General features: G+C 60.1%; 18 protein-coding genes. 13 read left to right on the top strand and 5 right to left on the bottom strand.

What is annotated here, in order from left to right:
- The first annotated feature begins 97 nt into the window (after positions 1–97).
- The 5 genes from AC2FM3_RS01745 (at position 98) to AC2FM3_RS01725 (ending at position 3,322) form a co-directional block, all read left to right on the top strand.
- The gene (locus tag AC2FM3_RS01745) at positions 98–346 is read left to right on the top strand and encodes an accessory factor UbiK family protein (protein WP_005981581.1); all 249 of its coding nucleotides are present in this window, start codon (positions 98–100) and stop codon (positions 344–346) included.
- 339 nt (positions 347–685) lie between these two features.
- A complete protein-coding gene (locus tag AC2FM3_RS01740; RefSeq protein WP_496678579.1) occupies positions 686–1,186 on the top strand; it encodes a type III secretion system chaperone family protein in 501 nt (166 codons plus the stop codon).
- Positions 1,187–1,225: 39 nt separating this feature from the next.
- Complete coding sequence (gene proC, locus AC2FM3_RS01735) at positions 1,226–2,041, top strand: pyrroline-5-carboxylate reductase (RefSeq protein ID WP_496678578.1); 816 nt, start codon at positions 1,226–1,228, stop codon at positions 2,039–2,041.
- Positions 2,034–2,372 carry a tRNA-binding protein gene (locus tag AC2FM3_RS01730; RefSeq protein ID WP_496678576.1) on the top strand — a complete coding sequence of 113 codons (339 nt, stop codon included), beginning with the start codon at positions 2,034–2,036 and terminating at the stop codon, positions 2,370–2,372. The genes proC and AC2FM3_RS01730 overlap by 8 nt, the downstream gene beginning before the upstream one ends.
- Positions 2,372–3,322, top strand: a complete 951-nt coding sequence (locus tag AC2FM3_RS01725; RefSeq protein ID WP_496678574.1) for a 2-hydroxyacid dehydrogenase — start codon at positions 2,372–2,374, stop codon at positions 3,320–3,322. Before AC2FM3_RS01730 ends, AC2FM3_RS01725 begins: the two co-directional genes overlap by 1 nt.
- Here the strand turns inward: AC2FM3_RS01725 and AC2FM3_RS01720 are convergent.
- The gene (locus AC2FM3_RS01720) at positions 3,319–3,897 is read right to left on the bottom strand and encodes a thymidine kinase (RefSeq protein WP_496678572.1); all 579 of its coding nucleotides are present in this window, start codon (positions 3,895–3,897) and stop codon (positions 3,319–3,321) included. The two genes, AC2FM3_RS01725 and AC2FM3_RS01720, sit on opposite strands and share 4 nt — an antisense overlap.
- Before the next feature lie 368 nt (positions 3,898–4,265).
- Between AC2FM3_RS01720 and AC2FM3_RS01715 the strand changes: the two genes are divergently transcribed.
- Complete coding sequence (locus AC2FM3_RS01715) at positions 4,266–4,727, top strand: hypothetical protein (protein WP_496678671.1); 462 nt, start codon at positions 4,266–4,268, stop codon at positions 4,725–4,727.
- Positions 4,728–4,815: 88 nt separating this feature from the next.
- On the opposite strand, the gene AC2FM3_RS01710 is transcribed toward AC2FM3_RS01715, so the two are convergent.
- Positions 4,816–5,940: a beta-ketoacyl-ACP synthase III gene (locus AC2FM3_RS01710; protein ID WP_496678570.1), complete on the bottom strand. Its 1,125-nt coding sequence runs from the start codon at positions 5,938–5,940 to the stop codon at positions 4,816–4,818.
- Between the two features lie 165 nt (positions 5,941–6,105).
- Here AC2FM3_RS01710 and AC2FM3_RS01705 point away from each other — a divergent pair, with 165 nt between their 5' ends.
- From AC2FM3_RS01705 to AC2FM3_RS01695, 3 genes are read left to right on the top strand one after another with little or no spacing between them, the layout of a single operon-like run.
- A complete protein-coding gene (locus AC2FM3_RS01705; protein ID WP_496678569.1) occupies positions 6,106–6,573 on the top strand; it encodes a MarR family winged helix-turn-helix transcriptional regulator in 468 nt (155 codons plus the stop codon).
- The gene (locus AC2FM3_RS01700; protein ID WP_496678567.1) at positions 6,570–7,607 is read left to right on the top strand and encodes an efflux RND transporter periplasmic adaptor subunit; all 1,038 of its coding nucleotides are present in this window, start codon (positions 6,570–6,572) and stop codon (positions 7,605–7,607) included. Before AC2FM3_RS01705 ends, AC2FM3_RS01700 begins: the two co-directional genes overlap by 4 nt.
- Positions 7,608–7,618: 11 nt before the next feature.
- Positions 7,619–10,666, top strand: a complete 3,048-nt coding sequence (locus tag AC2FM3_RS01695; protein ID WP_496678565.1) for an efflux RND transporter permease subunit — start codon at positions 7,619–7,621, stop codon at positions 10,664–10,666.
- A gap of 620 nt (positions 10,667–11,286) precedes the next feature.
- Here the strand turns inward: AC2FM3_RS01695 and AC2FM3_RS01690 are convergent.
- From AC2FM3_RS01690 to AC2FM3_RS01680, 3 genes are read right to left on the bottom strand one after another with little or no spacing between them, the layout of a single operon-like run.
- Complete coding sequence (locus AC2FM3_RS01690; protein WP_496678563.1) at positions 11,287–13,314, bottom strand: caspase family protein; 2,028 nt, start codon at positions 13,312–13,314, stop codon at positions 11,287–11,289.
- A 15-nt stretch (positions 13,315–13,329) separates the two neighbouring features.
- The gene (locus AC2FM3_RS01685; protein ID WP_496678561.1) at positions 13,330–13,977 is read right to left on the bottom strand and encodes a hypothetical protein; all 648 of its coding nucleotides are present in this window, start codon (positions 13,975–13,977) and stop codon (positions 13,330–13,332) included.
- An 18-nt stretch (positions 13,978–13,995) separates the two neighbouring features.
- A complete protein-coding gene (locus AC2FM3_RS01680) occupies positions 13,996–15,882 on the bottom strand; it encodes a CHASE2 domain-containing protein (RefSeq protein ID WP_496678559.1) in 1,887 nt (628 codons plus the stop codon).
- A gap of 309 nt (positions 15,883–16,191) precedes the next feature.
- Between AC2FM3_RS01680 and AC2FM3_RS01675 the strand changes: the two genes are divergently transcribed.
- The 4 genes from AC2FM3_RS01675 (at position 16,192) to AC2FM3_RS01660 (ending at position 18,528) form a co-directional block, all read left to right on the top strand.
- Complete coding sequence (locus AC2FM3_RS01675; protein WP_496678558.1) at positions 16,192–17,001, top strand: DNA-methyltransferase; 810 nt, start codon at positions 16,192–16,194, stop codon at positions 16,999–17,001.
- Complete coding sequence (locus AC2FM3_RS01670) at positions 16,998–17,219, top strand: DUF5681 domain-containing protein (protein WP_496678556.1); 222 nt, start codon at positions 16,998–17,000, stop codon at positions 17,217–17,219. The genes AC2FM3_RS01675 and AC2FM3_RS01670 overlap by 4 nt, the downstream gene beginning before the upstream one ends.
- A gap of 54 nt (positions 17,220–17,273) precedes the next feature.
- On the top strand, positions 17,274–17,558 hold the full coding sequence (locus AC2FM3_RS01665) for a hypothetical protein (protein WP_496678554.1): 285 nt from the start codon (positions 17,274–17,276) through the stop codon (positions 17,556–17,558).
- A gap of 82 nt (positions 17,559–17,640) precedes the next feature.
- Positions 17,641–18,528, top strand: a complete 888-nt coding sequence (locus AC2FM3_RS01660; protein ID WP_496678552.1) for an SAM-dependent methyltransferase — start codon at positions 17,641–17,643, stop codon at positions 18,526–18,528.
- Positions 18,529–18,629: the final 101 nt, after the last annotated feature.

Raw genomic sequence — 18,629 nt, 5'->3', positions numbered from 1 at the left:
GTGCGTCTCATTGCCCGGGGTTCGCGGGGCAAGTCAACCTTGAGCCCGCGCCCCTGATCCCCCATATAGGGGTCAACCGCGATACCGGAGAAGTGACATGCAGACCCGCAACAAGTTTCTGGACGATATGTCCCAGCTGATGACCAACGCGATGGGTGTGGCCCAGGGCGCGCGGGAAGAGGCCGAGAATGCGATGAAGTCGCTGCTCGACCGTTGGCTGGCCGATCGCGATTTCGTCACGCGTGAGGAATTCGACGCCGTCCGCGCCATGGCCCAAAAGGCGCGCGAAGAGAACGCCGCGCTCGAGGCGCGCATCGCCGCGCTGGAGGCCAAGCTGGACAAGTAAGCCAGGTCGGGGCGCTCCGCGCCCGAATCCCTGGTCAAAAACTTCGGAAAAAACGCTCCTTTTCGCAGGGTCCGGGCCGGGATCCTGCGGTGAGGTGAATCTTGCCGTCAGTTGAGCATAAATCAAGACAAACCTGCGATTGCCGCCAATATTTTGATCGCCGTTGCCATCCATCCACAACTTATTGCTGTTATCCCCAAGTTTGGGGGTTGTCAGAGTCCGGCCTGCAGCGCACCATATTTAGTACAGGCCAAAGGGGGAAGCCCGGCTTGTAGAGCAGGCAACTAGCGCTGGGGCGCTGCCAGCCCCGAAATGCTAGATTTTCAGTGAGGTGGCATCATGGCCCTGTCCGAGCATTTTCTGGAAGAAGATCTTCATCCGATCGACATTGTCGAACATCTGGCCGAGCATCACGACTGGGATTTCGACCGGATCGGCGACGACCAGATCGCCATGGCGGTCGAAGGCCAGTGGCGCACCTACTCGATCACCCTGGCTTGGTCCAATTACGACGAAACGTTGCGCATGGTCTGTTCGTTCGAGATGGAGCCGCCATCCGACCGGATTGGTGATCTGTACGAACTGCTGAATCACATGAATGATCAATGCTGGGCCGGGGCCTTCACCTATTGGGCTAACCAGAAGCTGATGGTCTATCGGTACGGCTTGGTTCTGGCGGGTGGCCAGTCGGCCAGCCCCGAGCAGATCGACACGATGATCACCGCCGCCGTTCTGAGCGCCGAGCGCTACTATCCGGCGATCCAGCTGGTGACCTGGGGCAACCGCAGTGCCGAAGAGGCGATGCAAGTCGCCATTGCAGAGGCCTACGGCCGCGCGTAAAGCTTTGCCCTGAACCGCAAAAGCAGGGGAGGGGCGATCATGGACATGTCACGCGTCGCAGATCAGGGGCTGGTGCTTCTGGGATGCGGCAAGATGGGGTCGGCCATGCTGGCCGGCTGGCTGGAGCACGGATTGCCCGCCGCCTCGGTCTGGGTGGTCGACCCGAACCCCTCGGATTGGCTCAGGGCGCAGGGGGTCAACCTGAACACTGCGCTGCCCGAATCCCCAGCGGTGGTTCTGGTGGCGGTCAAGCCGCAGATGATGGGTGATGCGCTGCCGGCGATCCGGGCGCTGGGTGGGGGCGGCAGCCTGTTCATCTCGGTCGCCGCGGGGACCCAGATCGCCAGTTTTGAAAAAGCGCTGGGCGCGAATACGCCGATCGTGCGCGCCATGCCCAACACGCCGGCGGCGATCCGGCAGGGCATCACCGCGCTGATCGGCAACAATCATGCCTCGGAGGACGACATGATCTTGGCCGAGGGCCTGCTGTCGGCCGTAGGCCAGACGGTGCGCCTTCAGGACGAAGGCCAGATGGATGCGGTGACCGGTCTCAGCGGTTCGGGTCCGGCCTATGTGTTTCACCTGATCGAAACCATGGCCGCCGCCGGTCAGGCCAACGGTTTGCCCGCCGATCTGGCGCTGCACCTGGCCAAGGCCACGGTGGCCGGGGCCGGGGCGCTGGCCATGGCGGCCGAGGAAGACCCCGCGCAGCTGCGCATCAACGTCACCTCGCCCAACGGCACCACGCAGGCCGCACTCGAGGTGTTGATGGACCCGGAAACCGGCTTTCCGGCGCTGCTGAAGCGCGCCGTCACCGCTGCCACTGAACGCTCGAAGGAGCTGTCGCATGAGTGAGATTTCCTTCGACGATTTCCTCAAGGTCGATATCCGCGTGGGCGAGGTGATCCGCGCCGAACCTTACCCCGAGGCGCGCAAGCCCGCGATCAAGATGTGGATCGATTTCGGTGAAGAGATCGGCGAACGCAAGACTTCGGCCCAGGTCACCGCGCATTACAAGCCGGAAACGCTGGTGGGCAAACAGGTGCTGGCGGTCGTGAACTTTCCGCCGCGCCAGATCGGCCGGTTCATGTCCGAGGTTCTGGTGCTGGGCCTGCCTGACGAAAACGGCGAGATCGTTCTGATCGGACCCGACGGCAAGGTGCCGTTGGGCGGGCGGATGCACTGATGAAATTGTGGATCACCCGCCCCATGCCGCCTGCGGTCACCGACCGCGCCCGCACCGAGTACGGCGCCGAAATCCGCGACAGCACCGCGCCGTTGGACCCCGACGAGTTGCTCTATGCTCTGCGCGCGTTCGACGTTGTGATCCCGACGTTGGGCGACCTGTTTTCCGCCCGCGTGTTCGAGCAGGTGCCCCAGCCGCGCTGCCGGCTGCTGGCCAATTTCGGCGTGGGCTTCAACCATATTGACGTGGCCGCCGCGCGCGCGGCCGGGGTGCAGGTCACCAACACGCCCGGCGCGGTGACCGACGCCACCGCTGACATCGCAATGACCCTGCTTTTGGCCACGGCGCGCCGCGCGGGCGAGGGCGAACGGTTGGTCCGGTCGGGTGCGTGGCAAGGCTGGCACCCGACCCAGATGCTGGGCCATCATGTGACGGGCAAGCGGGTCGGCATCGTCGGCATGGGCCGGATCGGGCAGGCCATTGCGCGGCGCTGCCATTTCGGGTTCGGCATGCAGGTCGCCTATCATTCGCGCAGCCCGAAGACGCTGGACTTTCCCGCGGACTGTGCTTCTGATCTTTCTGGGCTTGCCTCGGCAGTCGATTTCCTGGTGATCGCGGTCCCCGGTGGGGTCGAGACATTCCACCTGATCGACGGCGCGGTGCTAGCGGCGATGCGCCCCTCTGCCATCCTGATCAACATTGCTCGCGGCGAAGTAGTGGACGAGACCGCGCTGATCCATGCGCTTCAGGCGCGTCAGATCGCCGGGGCGGGGTTGGATGTCTATGAGTTCGAGCCCGCCGTGCCGGAGGCCCTGCGCGACATGGAAAACGTGACCTTGCTGCCGCATCTGGGGACCGCGACCGAAGAGGTGCGCACCGACATGGGGCACATGGCACTGGACAACGTGGCGGCCTTTGTTGCGAGGCGTCCGCTGCCGAACCCGGTCTAGGCGCCCACAGCCTCACGCCAGTGTCTGCGGCACAGCGAGACATAGGTCTCGTTTCCGCCGATCTGCACCTGCGCGCCTTCGGTAATGGCGCGGCCATTTTCGTCCTGGCGGATCACCATCGTGGCCTTGCGCCCGCATTTGCAGATGGTGCGCACCTCGCGCATTTCATCCGCCAGCGCCAGCAGGGCGGCAGAGCCGGGAAACAGCTTGCCCTGGAAATCCACCCGCAATCCATAGGCCAGCACCGGCACGTTCAGGTCATCGACCGCGCGCGCCAGTTGCCAGACTTGGGTTTCGGACAGAAACTGCGCCTCGTCCACGAAGACACAAGCCACCGGCCCTTGGTCCAGCCGGTCGCGAACCATTGCGAACACGTCATCCTCGGGGCGGAACGTGTCGGCCTGGGCCGAAATCCCGATCCGCGAAGCGATGCGCCCCATCCCTGCACGTCCGTCGATGGCGGCGGTCATCAGATAGGTGTCCATGCCACGCTCGCGATAGTTGTGCGAGGCCTGCAGCAACACTGTCGATTTGCCCGCGTTCATGGTTGAGTAGTTGAAGTACAGCTTGGCCATGGCCCGGGTCTAATCGGACGCGTCGGCGCGGGCAAGCGGTCAGTTCCGGCCGCGATGCCGGGGGAAGGTCGACGCCGCCGTTGCGGTTGCAGAGGCAGAGCTTGGCTCTTGGGGATGGATTACCTCGTGCACGCAACAGCGACACCGCCGGTCGCAATTCGACCGAACCTTCCGCAAAGCCAATCAGATTGGCTTTGCTTGTACTCATTACCGGCTGAATATTGCCGCCACTCACTCAGATATCCCTTGGTTCTTCGAGGGATGGCAAACTTATGGCATTTCAAAGATTATTCCTGTATGGGAATTATTCCTACCCTTTCCCCGGAGTGGACAGCCGGGAGGGCAATGTCGAAGACTCGGGGAAGAACATGGCGGATATCGGGCCTTATCTGAAGAAACACACCGAAGCCCTGGTCAAGGATGTCGGCATCGAGTCGGCATGCGAGATCACCGGAAAGTCGAAGGCAACTCTGGGCCGGTATTATTCGGACAATCCCGAGCACGCCGACAGGTTCATGCCTGTCGATGCGGTGGCCCGGCTCGAGGCGGTCGCGACCTATCCGCATGTGACCTCGGCGCTGGCCGATCTGAAGAACATCACCCTGTCCTATGACGAGCGAAATTCACAGCGCAGCCGCACGGGCGGTGTCAACTCGGACGTGATCGCGCTCAGCCAGCGTTTCGCTATGCTGATGACTGAATACCAGTCGGCGATCGAGGATGGGATCATTACCGTGAACGAGGCCAAGCGCCTGCTGAAGGAAACCTCGATGCTGCAGCAGGTGCTGATCGAAATGAAGCTGCATCTGGAAGAAGAAAGCGTCAGCTAACGTCCGTCTGGGCAGGTTGCGCCCGACACCTTTCATGCCTGACGTGACGGAGCGGCTCATTTGGACCGACCTTGGCGGAACGGCCCCTCTAGGCGTGGCGTTTGACGAGGACGGACCCCACCGAATACCCCGCCCCAAATGAACAGATCAGGCCGATGTCACCATCCTGCAGGTCGTCGGAGTATTTCGAGAAGGCAATGATCGATCCGGCCGACGAGGTGTTGGCATAGTCCTGCAGGATGTTGGGCTGTTCGCCCGGCTCAGGTTCGCGGCCCAGGACCTTCTTGCCGATGAAGTCGTTCATCGTCTTGTTGGCCTGATGCAGCCACAGGCGCCTCAGATCGCTGCTTTGGATGCCTTCGGCGGCCATGTGGTCGCTGATGTGCTTGCTGACCATCGGCAGCACTTCCTTGAACACCTTGCGTCCGTTCTGCATGAACTGCATGTCGCGGCGATCCTTCAGCCCGTCGGGCCGGGTGCGCCGCAGAAAACCGTTGTTGTTGCGGATGTTGTTGGAAAACTCGGTCGCGCAGCGGGTCGACAGGATCTCGAAATGCGGGCCTTTGGCATCCTCGATCCGTTCGATCAGAGTCGCCGTGGCCACGTCGCCGAAGATGAAGTGGCAATCCCGGTCGCGCCATTCCAGGTGCCCCGAGCAGATCTCGGGGTTGACCACCAGCGCCGCCCGCACGGACCCAGACCGGATCATGTCGGCTGCCGCCTGGATGCCGAACGTGGCCGAGGAACAGGCCACGTTCATGTCGAACCCGAACCCGGTGATGCCCAGCTCTTTTTGGATTTCGATGGCGATGGCGGGATAGGCCCGTTCATGGTTCGACGCGGCACAGATCACCAGATCGACATCCGCCGCCGTCCGCCCCGCTTGGGCTAGCGCCTTGTGGCAGGCGTCCAGTGCCATCTCGGTCATGATACCCGGCTCGTCGTCGCTGCGCTGGCGCAGCAGGGGGTGCATTACCTCGGGGTCCAGTACGCCGGTCTTGTCCATGACATATCGGTTCTCGATGCCGGATGCCTTGACGATGAACTCTTCCGAGGAATGCTGCATCGGCTCCATCTCGCCCGCAGCGATGGCCTCGGCGTTGGCGGCGTTCATCTTGTCCGCATAGGCGTTGAAGGCTTTGACCAGCTCGGCGTTGGTGATGACGTTTTCGGGCGTGAAAACCCCGGTACCGGTGATTGCGGGCGTATACATGTCGGGTCCTGAACGTTTCGGATTCGCCCAAAATGCAATCACAACGCCCCCAGATCAAGAGAGGTTGACCCAAGGGAATCAAGCGTGGAAACCAAACTTTAACTTCAAGTCTTGAATAGTTCATTAGTTGAAGTATATGACCGCCTGATCCGTGCGGAGAAGAACATGACGACAGAAATCGGCCAGCGGCTGTCCAGCCTGACGCCCGAGATCCAGGCGATGATGGGCGTCTATGCGTTGTACTGGAAGCTGGAAGAAAGCTTTGCCAGCATCGAAACCGACCTCAGTCAGCAGGAATGCCACATGCTGGTCAAGCTGGACCAGCCCAAGCGCATGGGCGTGCTGGCGGCTGACATGCTGACCGTGCCGTCGACGATCACCGCCACGGCGGACGCGTTGGAGCGCGCAGGCTATCTGACCCGTCAGTCCGACCCCAGCGATCGCCGGGCCTGGCTCCTGGTGCTGACCGACAAGGGCACCGAGACCCGTAACATGCTGGTTGCCACCGCCGGAGAGCTGTTTCGCAGCGCCTCGGGCCTGAACGACGCCGAAACCGCCGAATTTGCCCGACTTGCCTGCAAGATCCGGGCCAACATCTTGAAAACGGGAATACCCGAGGGACTGACGAAATGAAGCTGCTGACTTCTCTGGGTCTTGCCCTGGCCTTTGTGGCCACGCCGATCGCCGCGCAGGAAGCGGTGAAACCCGTGAAACTGATGGTGGTGCAGGAAACTGCCCCCGGTTTCTCGCGGCAATTCTTCGGCCGTGTGGCTGCGCGCCAGACCGTGGACCTGGCGTTTCAGGTGGGCGGCCAGATCTTGGAACTGCCCGTCAACGAAGGCTTCGAGGTTTCCAAGGGCGGCCTGATCGCCCGGCTGGATCAGGAACCGTTCGAGCTGGCGCTGGATCGCGCCAAGCTTCAGAAGGAACAGGCCGACCGCACGCTTGCGCGCCTGTCGCGTCTGCGTGGCACCACCGCCAGCGAGGTCGCCGTCGATGATGCCGAAACCGCCGCGCAACTGGCGGCCATCGCCGTGCGCGACGCCGAATACAACCTGGAACATGCCACCCTGACTGCGCCATTCGATGCACTGGTTTCGCGGCGCGAGGTCGAGAATTTCACCACCGTTTCGGCCGGCACCCCGATCGTGCGCATCCATGACATGTCGGAACTGCGCATCGAGGTGGACGTGCCCGAAATCCTGTTCCAGCGCACCAGCCAGGAGGATGGATTCACCATCACCGCGAAATTCCCGGCCAGCGATCAAGTGTTCCCGTTGGAAATCCGCGAATTCGACGCCGAAACATCCAGCGTCGGTCAGACCTTCCGCATCCAGTTCGGCCTGACGCCGCCCGAAGGGCTGCGGATACTGCCCGGCTCATCGGTCACGGTGAACGTCAAAGTCGATGACAAACGCACCGGCATCATCGTGCCCCCCACCGCCATCGTTCCCGACGCCGAGGGCAATCTTGGCGTGATGGTGTTTTCGCCCGCGGGCGCCGACGAAGGAACCGTCAAATGGGTTCCGGTCACGGTCGAGCCCACCCAATCGGGCGACGTGCGGGTGCTGACCGGCCTTTCGGATGGGGATGAGATCGTCGTCGCGGGCGGCGCGGTTCTGACCGACGGGCAGACCGTCCGGCGTTTTGCCGGCTTTGCCAACTGAAGGGGGCGACGATGAATATCGCACGCGCCTCGATCGACAGGCCGATCCAGACCTGGCTGATCATCCTGGTCACCTTGCTGGGCGGCATCTGGGGCTTTTCCGCGCTGGGCCGGCTGGAAGACCCCGCCTTTACCATCAAGAATGCCGTCATCATCACCAGCTATCCCGGCGCAACCGCCGAGCAGGTCGCAGAAGAGGTCTCGGAGCCGCTGGAATCCGCCATCCAGCAGATGGGCGAGGTCGATGTCATCACCTCGGTCAACCGCCCGGGCCAGTCGCTGATCGAGGTCGAGATCAAATCCACCTATGACGGGTCCGAACTGCCCGACATCTGGACCCGCCTGCGGGCCAAGGTGCGCGATGCGTCGCGCGGTCTGCCCTCGGGGGTCAGCGCGCCGTTCGTCAATGACGGGTTCGGCGACGTGTTCGGCCTGTTCTATGCCGTCACCGCCGAAGGGTTCACCGACGCGGAAAAACACGAGTTGTCCACCTTTCTGCGCCGCGAATTGCTGACGGTCGAAGGCGTGGCCGATGTCGAGGTGCAGGGCCTGCCGGACGAGGCGATCTTCATCGAGCCTGACCTTGCCATTTCGGTCAACCAGAACGTTCCGCTGACCGCGATCAACGAGGCTATCGCCAACGCCAACTCGGTTCAGGAATCGGGTACCCTGCGGGCCGAGGATCACCGCACCACGATCCTGACGGCGGACGGGTCCGACAGCGTGTCGGAAATCGCCGGGCTGTCGGTCGGCTCGCAAGGGCAGGTGATCAACCTGTTCGACATGGCCAATGTCTATCGCGCCCGCCAGACCGATCCCGACATCCTGATCCGCTTCAACGGGGTCGAGGCATTCACCCTAGGCATCGCCGGCCTGTCGACCGAGAACATCGTCGAGGTCGGCAAACGCGTCGACGCCAAGCTGGCCGAACTGGACGTGGAAATCCCCGCCGGGGTGGAAATTCTGCCCATCTACCAGCAGCATGTGGTGGTCGAGCAGGCCTCGAACGATTTCCTGGTCAACCTGGCCATGTCGGTGGCCATCGTGGTGGTGGTGCTGGGCATCTTCATGGGCTGGCGCGCGGCCGTCGTCGTAGGATCGACCTTGCTTTTGACGGTGGTGGGCACACTGCTGTTCATGGCGGTGTTTTCCATCGAGATGGAGCGCATCTCGCTGGGCGCGCTGATCATCGCGATGGGGATGCTGGTCGACAACGCCATTGTGGTGGCCGAAGGGATGCAGATCGCGATGCTGCAGGGCAAGAACTCGCGCGATGCCGCAGACGAGGCCGCCTCCAAGACCCAGATCCCTTTGCTAGGGGCCACGGTCATCGGCATCATGGCCTTTGCGGGAATCGGGCTCAGCCCGGATGCGACGGGCGAATTCCTGTTCTCGCTGTTTGCGGTGATCGGCATTTCGCTGCTGCTCAGTTGGGTTCTGGCGATCACGGTCACGCCGTTGTTGGGGCACTATTTCTTCAATCAGGGTAAAGAGGGAGAGATCGACGCATACAGTGGCCTTCTGTTCCGCCTTTATGGCGCGACGCTGGCCTGGGCGCTGCGGTTCCGCTGGCTGGTGGTGGCCGGGCTGGTGGGCATCACGGTGGCCTGTTATGCGGGCTTCGGGCTGATGAAGCAGCAGTTTTTCCCCAACTCGAACACGCCGCTGTTCTTCGTGCATTACAAGCTGCCGCAGGGCACCCCGATCGACCGAACGGCCGCCGACATGGCCGTGTTCGAGGACTGGCTGGCCCAGCGTGACGACGTGGTCTCTGTTGCGACATTCGTGGGGCAGGGCGCGACGCGCTTCATGCTGACCTATTCGGCCGAAAAGCCGAACCCCAGCTATGGGCACATGATCATCCGCACCGAAACGCTCGAGGACATCCCCGCGCTTCAGGCCGAGCTTAAGGCCTTCGGTTCGGCCCGGTTCCCCGAGGGCGAGTTCCGCACCAAGCGCCTGGTCTTCGGCCCCGGCGGCGGCACCCCGATCGAGGCGCGGTTCTCGGGCAGCGATCCGGTCGTGCTGCGGCGACTGGCCGACGAGGCGGTGCGGCGCATGTCAGAGGCATCTCCCAACGCGCTGGACGTACATCACGACTGGCGCGAGCAGGAATTGGTGCTGCAGCCGATCTATGCGACCGAACGCGCCCAGACCGCTGGCGTTGCCCGCGAGGACATTGCCGCGACGCTGCAATTCTCGACCGATGGCATCACCGGCGGCGTGTTCCGGGAGCGCGACCGTCTTATCCCCATCATCCTGCGCCGTCCGGCGGACGGAGACTATTCGATCGTCGATCAGGTGGTGTATTCGGACCAGTCCCAGAAATTCGTACCTATCGAGCAGATGGTGGACGGGTTCCAGTACAAGGCGCTCAACACTCTGGTGCACCGGCGCGACCGGGTGCTGACCATCACCGTGGGTGCCGATATCCCCGCCGATCTGACTGCCGTGGAAGTGCATACCGAGGTGCGCGACGCCATCGAATCGATGGACCTGCCGCTGGGCTACAAGCTGGAATGGGGTGGCGAGTTCGAGGATTCGGGCAAGGCACAGGCGAGCCTGGGCAAGCAACTGCCGCTGAGCCTTCTGATCATGGTGCTGATCTCGGTGCTGCTGTTCAACGCAATCCGGCAGCCGATCATCATCTGGCTGCTGGTGCCGATGTCGGTGAACGGTGTGGTGATCGGGCTGTTGGGCACGGGGCTGCCCTTTACCTTCACCGCGCTTCTGGGTCTGCTCAGCCTGTCGGGTATGCTGATCAAGAACGGCATTGTGCTGGTCGAGGAAATCGACCTGGTCCGAGCCACCGGCAAGCCTCTGCGCGAGGCGATCATCGAGGCCTCGGTTTCGCGACTGCGTCCGGTCATGCTGGCGGCGATCACCACGATCCTGGGCATGGCGCCGCTTCTGACCGACGCCTTCTTCGTGTCGATGGCGGTCACGATCATGGGCGGTCTGGCCTTTGCGACGGTCCTGACCATGGTCGCTGCGCCGGTATTTTACCTGTTGTTCTTTTCGCGAGAAGAACAACGCAGGCTGGCGGCGCAGGCGGCATAGATCGTAATCGAAAGGATCTAGGGTGCAATGCAGGCGCCTATCGAGGGGAGGTCGGACGGATCAGCCGGCCTTCGGGCTGGCTGATTTCAGCGCGACATCAAGCTTTGCATATTGGGTGCAAACGCCCAGCGACGTCTGGCAATAATTTCGGGATCGCGCGAGGCCCCGTCGACAGGAATAACGCCGCAATCGGGGGCGAAAGGTTGGACCAGAGGAGACCAGCCAAGACTGCCTCATTCACGAAAAAACCGCAGGTGGCTAGACAGGTACTTCATCGATCAACCTCCTGCAGTTGCTTCTTTATTTAGATGCAGGAGAGTTCTCGGTTCTCGGGGACAAACGTCAGGTTATGCTCCCCGCGCGCTCTCTGCTTTGAGGTCACTGCGCTTTGCGCCTTCCCATGACGGGTTCCAGACGGGCCATCTGCTCGTCGCTCAGCCGGAATCGATCTGACATGTTCACCGCTTGCTTTGGGTGCGATGAATCATGTTGCACGGCGGAAATCAATGGGTCCCGAGCCTAAGGGGAGGGGGTATCTGAAATTAGCCAAGGACTGGCAAGTTGCCCACCAAACCGAAGGCCAACACTTTCGCAGTCAGCGAATGCTCGGATGCTCAGTTTCACTTTATCTCGATGATGAGTTGGCGGGAGATAAAACGGCTTGGCATCCATCCTACTCGGCCAACTCGGTGTGCGTTTCTTGATAATCTATCGACGGGAACCAGCATCCCATACATCGCTTCGGCGTCCTTGAGCGAAGGTTGCCCAGGCGCCCAGTTTTCCAATGTCAAATCCGAACCTGAGCGCCAGCGCCATCCCAACGGAGTCTTGGTCAACCCGATCGCAGGCCCGTAATTGTTTTTTATGCTCGACGCTTGAGCAGTCCAAAGTTTTTGATCGAAACGAACCATATCAACTACGAACTCTTCTTCCTCCTTCGTTTCGATTTCGACGAGTTTGCCACCGACTTCTCTGAGATACGCGTCCAGGTCAGGTTCTCCGATCGTGGTACCGAGATCTACGGCCACGTACAGACTCCCTTGGAAAAAACCGTAGATTAGGGGCTTTCGCTTGAAAGTGCGGACGACTCTGGCAAGCCTAGTATCGTTTTCCAGAATCCCTATTGCCTCGGGATCAACAGGTCGAGCTATCGCCCCCGAAGTGGAAAAAAGGCCGGATGCGGGGGTGTCGCGGTCAATTTGGCCAAGGGCGGCCAAGGTCGCACGCGTTGGCAGTCCTGTCTTCGGCAAGCCCAGCGCAAGTTGAACCTTCTCGATCGCCCCGATGGTCCGTGGACCGATCTGACCGTCAATTTGCCCGATATCGTTCCCCCTGGATTTCAGTGCCCACTGCATCTCGGACACCAGCTTCTTGGGCAGATCGAGCATTTCCAAGCCGAGCCTTCGCATTTCCGCATTCATGACTTCACCGTCCCGGATCGTGCGATACCGTCCGAAGGCTCGGGCTTGAAGATCGTCAAAGAGGGCCTGCTCTTCGCGCACAATCGCGCTTTTGGATAGCCTTCCGGTCGGGAAGCGCTCAAAATAGAGTGCCCAGCCGCGTGGAGAGGCAATTTTTTCGGCAGCAGCATAGGCGGTCAGTTCATTCTGAATGTTAGAGGCCGATTTTTCAACGTCACTCGTGGGTGGTGCGGCGGCAGTACGGGTGAGTTCTTCGTGCTTGCGCACAGCCAAACGAACCAGGGGGTGTGCCTCATGAACACCAAACCGTTCCAGAAAAGTTTGCCAGGCACCTATAGAGCCATCTTGATCCGCATCAGCGAAACCCGCTGCGATTTCTTGTCCAATGGAGGGCGCTTCCGGAACTGGAGTCATTGCTGCGACCTGAACCTCTGGCACCAGAAAAATGTCCTCGCCCGGAAGCGAACCGTAGGTAAACGGCTCTTGATACCCGTCGGTTGTCCGATAAACGGAATCGCGGATCTTGCGAAACATCTTTCCAATCTCAAGCCCTGGCTCCTCGATATGGGCAAGAAGCGCCTCGGCATAAGGGCTGTTTCGCCCCTCACCATCCAACGCCAAGGTTCCACCCCGTGCCGAGTAGCCCACCAGTACGCCACCGGGATCAATCCGCCCAAGGCCCTGCCCGACCGAGCGGGTCGCCGAGGTTCGGAGCATGTCGGTCAGGAACGGGTTATTTCTGCACGCATCCACCAGGACGACCTTGAGAGCCGACGTATCGGCCACCGCATTGATGACCGCATCCAGCCTGATCGCCTCGAACTCTACGTCCCGGTCGCTTCGGAGTTCGGCGTTTACAGGGATCAAGTAGTTGGTCTTGTCGATTTCCACGCCATGACCAGCGAAGTAGACAAACACCATATCCGCGTCTTGAGCTGTTTCGGCAAAATCCCGAATCGCAAGACGCATCTCGCGATAATCCAGATTGAGGCCGGATGTTACTGCAAATCCGATTCTTTCTAGTGCCTTCGCGATGTCCTCGGCGTCATTGGCCGGGTTTCCGAGGTTGCTGACGAACTCATAGTCGGAATTGCCGATCACAAGTGCGACGCGTTTTTCCGCCGCAGCCACCGATGGAAGGATGGAAGCGAGTAGCAAAAACCATGCGGCCAGACGAATAAATTGTCTCTTCCTGGCTGAAGCCTTCGACAGAAACTCGAGTCTCATCTTTGCTTTCCCGTTTCAAAGTCCTGCCGATTGCAGAAGCTGCGTGAAACCGCTGACATCCTGCACGCGGACACGACCCGAAAAGTCGATATCGGTCAGGTATCCAAGCGCATCGAACCAGATGCCTGCTGATGCCGCCTCTGCTGCGTTCCCAAGGCGCGGTCCGCTACGCTCGATCAGGCTGGTTGCTCGCTCTACGACTTCGCGCGTTTTGCCATCGGCCAGATAGATCGTGATCGCATGGATTCGCCCCGGCTCCAGATCTCTGTCGCCCCTTGCCATGTCGAGCCCGTAGAGTCCGGGGCGGAAACGTGCGTTTTGGGCTGTCCCGGCAACCCGCACCCCTTCCTCCAGCAAGATGACCTCGGCTTGCATGATACCATCAAATGGTTCCGTCAACTCCCAGACGACAAGAGGGCGGCTTTCAGAAGATAATCCACCTCCGTCGGGAGCAATCACACGAACCCGCTTGCCAGAAACCTCGAGATCTCGGGTGCCCGCGCCAACGCGGTCGGCTGGCACGCCCGAGGCCGGAGGAACGAAAACAACTGTAGTTTGCTCTTTGGACTCGTCAGCCTTCTTTGATTCCGCTGTGACCGAGGCTGCGCCGACAAAAAACGTCGCAACAGCCAAAGCAGGAATAACCAAGAAGTCGAGTTTCATCGAAACACCCGATGTCGGTTACCGAATTAGTCCCGCGATCGTATAAATCCGATGGGTTGTCGTTTTGTCGTCATGCAGAAGAGTGCCTGCGGGCGAGCACTCGGCAAATCCATCCAAAAGGAGCATAAATTCTTCGCTGCAGCATATCGTAACAGGCTGAATTTGTCGACCTTCCAGCGTCTTGGCATAGGCTTCGATACGAGCCGCAACATTAACCGCATCCCCGACCAGATTGTAGCGCATCGAGCCCTTTCGCCCGATCGTCCCGCCAAAAACCAGCCCGCTGTGAAGCCCAATCCTCATGGCATATGGCCAGCGAACACCGTCTGCCGAGTTGAGTCGTGCAACCGTCTCGCGCATTTTGAGGGCGCAAGCGCAGGCTGCGCGGGCATCATCGGTCAGTTCTTTGCCGCTCTCGCGGGCCAGGGGCGCACCGAAGGCAACCAAGATGCCATCACCGGTGAACTTCTCGACAAATCCACCGTGGCAAGCGGCATCTTCGCTGAGAGCGTCAAGCAGCGTACCAATCCAAGCAAGGTAGGCATCAGGTTCAGCTTTACCGCCCACCGTCGTAGCGCCGACCACATCGGCGAACAGCAAACTCACCTGCAGTCGCCGCGGGATCGTTTCGCCCTTGGAGAGTATGGATGCCCGCTGGTTCCAGATTTCCTGCGCCAGTTCCGGCGACAACTGGCTTTCAAAGAGCTGAGACATGACGCGACGTTGTTGCCGCGCACGTGAAGCCACAAAGATGAACGTCAGCACAAAGGCCGTGATCCACGCGGCGGTAACCGGCACAGCGGGCAACCAGAGGTGCCAGTTCAACGAGAATGTCATTCCTCCCAACAGTCCAAGGGCCCCGGCTCCGCCAAGCAGGATTGCCAAGACCGGGTTCCGGAACAGGACAACGATCCCCGAAGCCAACACACTGGCAGCAACAACCATGAAGCCCTGGATCCAATGTGGTAGGTCCGTTATCGGGCGCAGTCCGTTTTGCACGTGGTCAACCAATTGCTGGACCAATGCCGCGTGAACCTGAAGCCCGTAGACATATTGAGTTCCAGAATTCCGGTTCAGCGGTGTAACGAAATGATCCTTGATCGAATCGCTGATTAGTCCGATCAGAACCACTTTCCCTCTCAAATCGGTTTCGCCTTCCAGCAATTCCCTAGCAGACAGCATCGGTGCCACGGGCAGGCGCTGGGCAAAATGAGCCATGATTTGATAGCCACTTGCGTCCAGCCTGGCATAGCTGCCGAAATCCGAGCTCAAAGGCGGCACGGGTATGTTGCCCAGCTTCAAAACCTGGGGGTCGTCGGGCCACGGGGTCAGTTCGGCGATGCCCAAAGCGGAGAATGCGAGTTGGAGTGAAAAAGAGTATTTCAACGTTTGGCCATCGTTCACCAGAAGCAGCGAGCGACGCGCCACGCCGTCACGGTCGACTGGCACATCGGCAAATCCGAATGAGCCCCTTTTCAAAGAGACATCTGGCGGCGTGATAACGAAGTCGCCTGCATTCCCCAGCTTGCCGATCGTCGTGACACGCGGATTTTTCAGTACCGCCTCCAGCGTAGCGGCACCAGGTTCGACCGGGCGCTCGCGAAGGATGTCCACACCCACCACTTTCGCGCCTGCCCCCAAAGCGGCATGTATTAGCCGGGCCAGTTGCTCATCACTGATCGGCCATCCCCATTTAGCGAGTTCATTGTCGCGGACGGCAACTATTGCGACGTCGGGCGTGAGATCGGACGATGCAGCTTGTGAAGTGGCAAAATCATAATGGGCGAGTTCAACAGGCTCGAGAATGCCTGTGCCGCGCGCCAGCAACGTCAAGCCCGAAACAATTGCAGACACGCAAGTAACAAGAGACAGCCCTGCTATTTTCGAGAACAACGTCAACTGCATAATCTAATTCGGCCATTCAAACTCAAGCCAAGACTACAACAGTTTTGCAATGCTGCTAACCGACTTGAGCTACTGGCTAATCCTTGGACGGTGTCCGGCGTGTTTTTGGCTTCTCTCTCTGCTCCTGACGATCGGGTTGATTTTCGTCTTGTCTCAGGCAATGGATCATCGCTAAAGGTTTTACGCCAAGGGCTGAATGGGCGCGTGCGGTAGAAAAACCTGACCCACTTTAAGACACCGGCCCGGCCTCTGACCTGGTTCGACAGGCGTGCAGGTAGATGCATCGCTCCGCAAAATGCCTCCGAAACCATGGCAGCAGATGAGATGTCGGCATCAGAGTTCACGCGCTTTTTGCGGCGCGCGTTCCGCAACCTTGTTGATCACAGTGTCGACGGCTCGATCCACTTCATCTGCATGGACTGGCGTCATATGGGCGAGATACTTGCAGCGGGGCAGAGGGTCTGCGACGATCTCAAGAACCTGATTGTCTGGGTCAAGGACAACGGAGGTATGGGCACCTTCTACCGCTCACGGCACGACTTGATCTTTGCCTTCAAGAAGGGGGACGCGCCGCATATCAACACTTTTGAATTGGGGCAGCACGGGCGCTACCGGACCAATGTCTGGCAGTATCGCGACGTCAACACCATGCGGGCAGGGCGCATGGAAGAACTGGCGCTACATCCGAACGTAAGGCCCGTGCAGATGATTGCCGATGCCGTCTGCGATGTGTCCGGACGCGGTGACATTGTGCTCGATGTCTTTGGCGGACCCGGCTCGACGTTGATCGCGGCTGAGAAAACCGGCCGGCGCGCCTATCTCTGCGAGTTTGACGAGATCTATTGTGATCGCATCATTGCCCGCTGGGGGGCCTGTGCCAGGGACGAGGCGGCGCAGGTTCTCTGCGGCTGGACGCCAGCGGTGACAAACAAGGCGATGGAGGCGGCGGAATGGGCAGCGACAAGGACAAGCGCGGGCTCGTGGCCCGACCCGGCTATGACGTGGGATATGGTAAACCGCCGAAAGACGCCCGCTTCAAACCGGGCAAGTCTGGTAATCCGAAGGGGCGGCCTCGGGGATCAAAGAACAAACGTCTGGGCATGCATTAGGAACGTATGAAAGATATCATTCTCGATGAGGCATACCGCGACATCACGATCCGGGAAGGGCACCGCAGCGTGACAATCCCCATGGTACAGGCGGTCATGCGGTCTCTGGCTGTGAACGCCGTCAAGGGCCAGCACCGCGCGCAGCGGCTCTTCTCACAGTTGCTGGCTGAGGTGGAAAGCTCCCGCAACATGCTTCACGCTGAATATCTGGACAAGGCGCTGACCTAAAAAATCGAATGGGAGAAGGAACTGCGCAGGCGCGCAGAAGCCGGGAAAAAAACCATGGATAAGCCCATTCCGCATCCGGATCACATCAAGATCGACTTTCGAACTGGTAAGGTGCGCATTGTCGGACCAATGACCAAAGGAGAGAAAAAGGTATTGGACGACTGGCGTAGAAAGCTTCCTGACCTCCGTGCCAATATCGACGATCTGCGTGAGGCGATGGTCCACGAGACCGACCCAGATGAGATCGCAGAGCTCGAACGCCACACCCGGATAGGTGAAGAGCTGTACGAGCGGACCAGCACCGCTTTGGCAGTGGTCGAGCAACCCACTTCGGAGTGAACACGAGGCCAAAGTGCCCAAGTGCTTTACGCCGACTTGCTTCGAGTGAAGAGTATACCGATGAGGAGAAGGGAGCGAGACTATGGCCTTTCCTGAAGCAATGGCAGCAATCCAAAAACACATCAGGGCGGCAGACGCACTCGCTGCGCTGGGCGCAAGAATTGGGGCGGCCTCAGGCCACCTCCGACCAAATGATACTCTTACCTCGAAACTTGACGCTGTCGTCGACGCGTTCGAGCCCGACTTGCTGGACGGCTTGACGGACGAAGAACTGGACGCGCTGTATGGGTTTGTCAGGGCAGCCATGCGCCAAATGCTGCATCTACTAGAACTACCCGACGACGGCAGCTTTGGTTGGTCGTTCGACGACCCCGGCATTCTCGAAACTCAGGGACGTTCATCCCGGCTCGTGACTAAATTGCTGACCGAGTACGCGGCAAAAGAGCCGGAATTCGAGGCCACCCTGTCAAACGCTCCACGGTTTCTTGATGTTGGGAGCGGCGTCGGATGGATTTCTCTTTCCATGGCCCAGCAATGGCCATCGCTTACCGCAATCGGCATAGACATCCTCGGGCCTGCTCTGGACCTTGCCGCCAATAACTTGGAACAAACCGGGCTAACCGATCGCGTCACCTTCAGAAACGAGAACGTCGTCGACCTGAAGGAAAATGCTGCATTTGACGTTATCTTCGTACCGGTCATTTTCCTTCCCGAGGCCATCATTGACCAGACCTTCAAGAACCTTCAACAGGCACTCAAGCCGGGGGGATGGCTGTTTGCGGCCGCATATCGCGTGCCAGAGGATCGCAAGTTGGCTGCTCTCAATGACCTGCGGACGACAATTTCAGGAGGTCGAGCCTGGAGCGACAAAGAACTGGCGACTATGGCGGAGAACGCCGGGCTTGTTTCGGTTGGAGATATCGCCGCTGGATCGCCACTTCATCTTTGGGCGTCCCGCCGTGAAACCTAGAGTGAGCCAGTGAGCGCTTTGTCCGCGCAGCAGACGCTCACGAGAATACTGCGAGCGTCCGCACCGAGCCCAAAGCAGAACGTTAGAATTTCTCAGTTTGC

The sequence above is a fragment of the Ruegeria sp. BHSB172 genome, from assembly GCF_059613165.1.
This window is presented reverse-complemented; position numbering and strand designations above follow the sequence as displayed.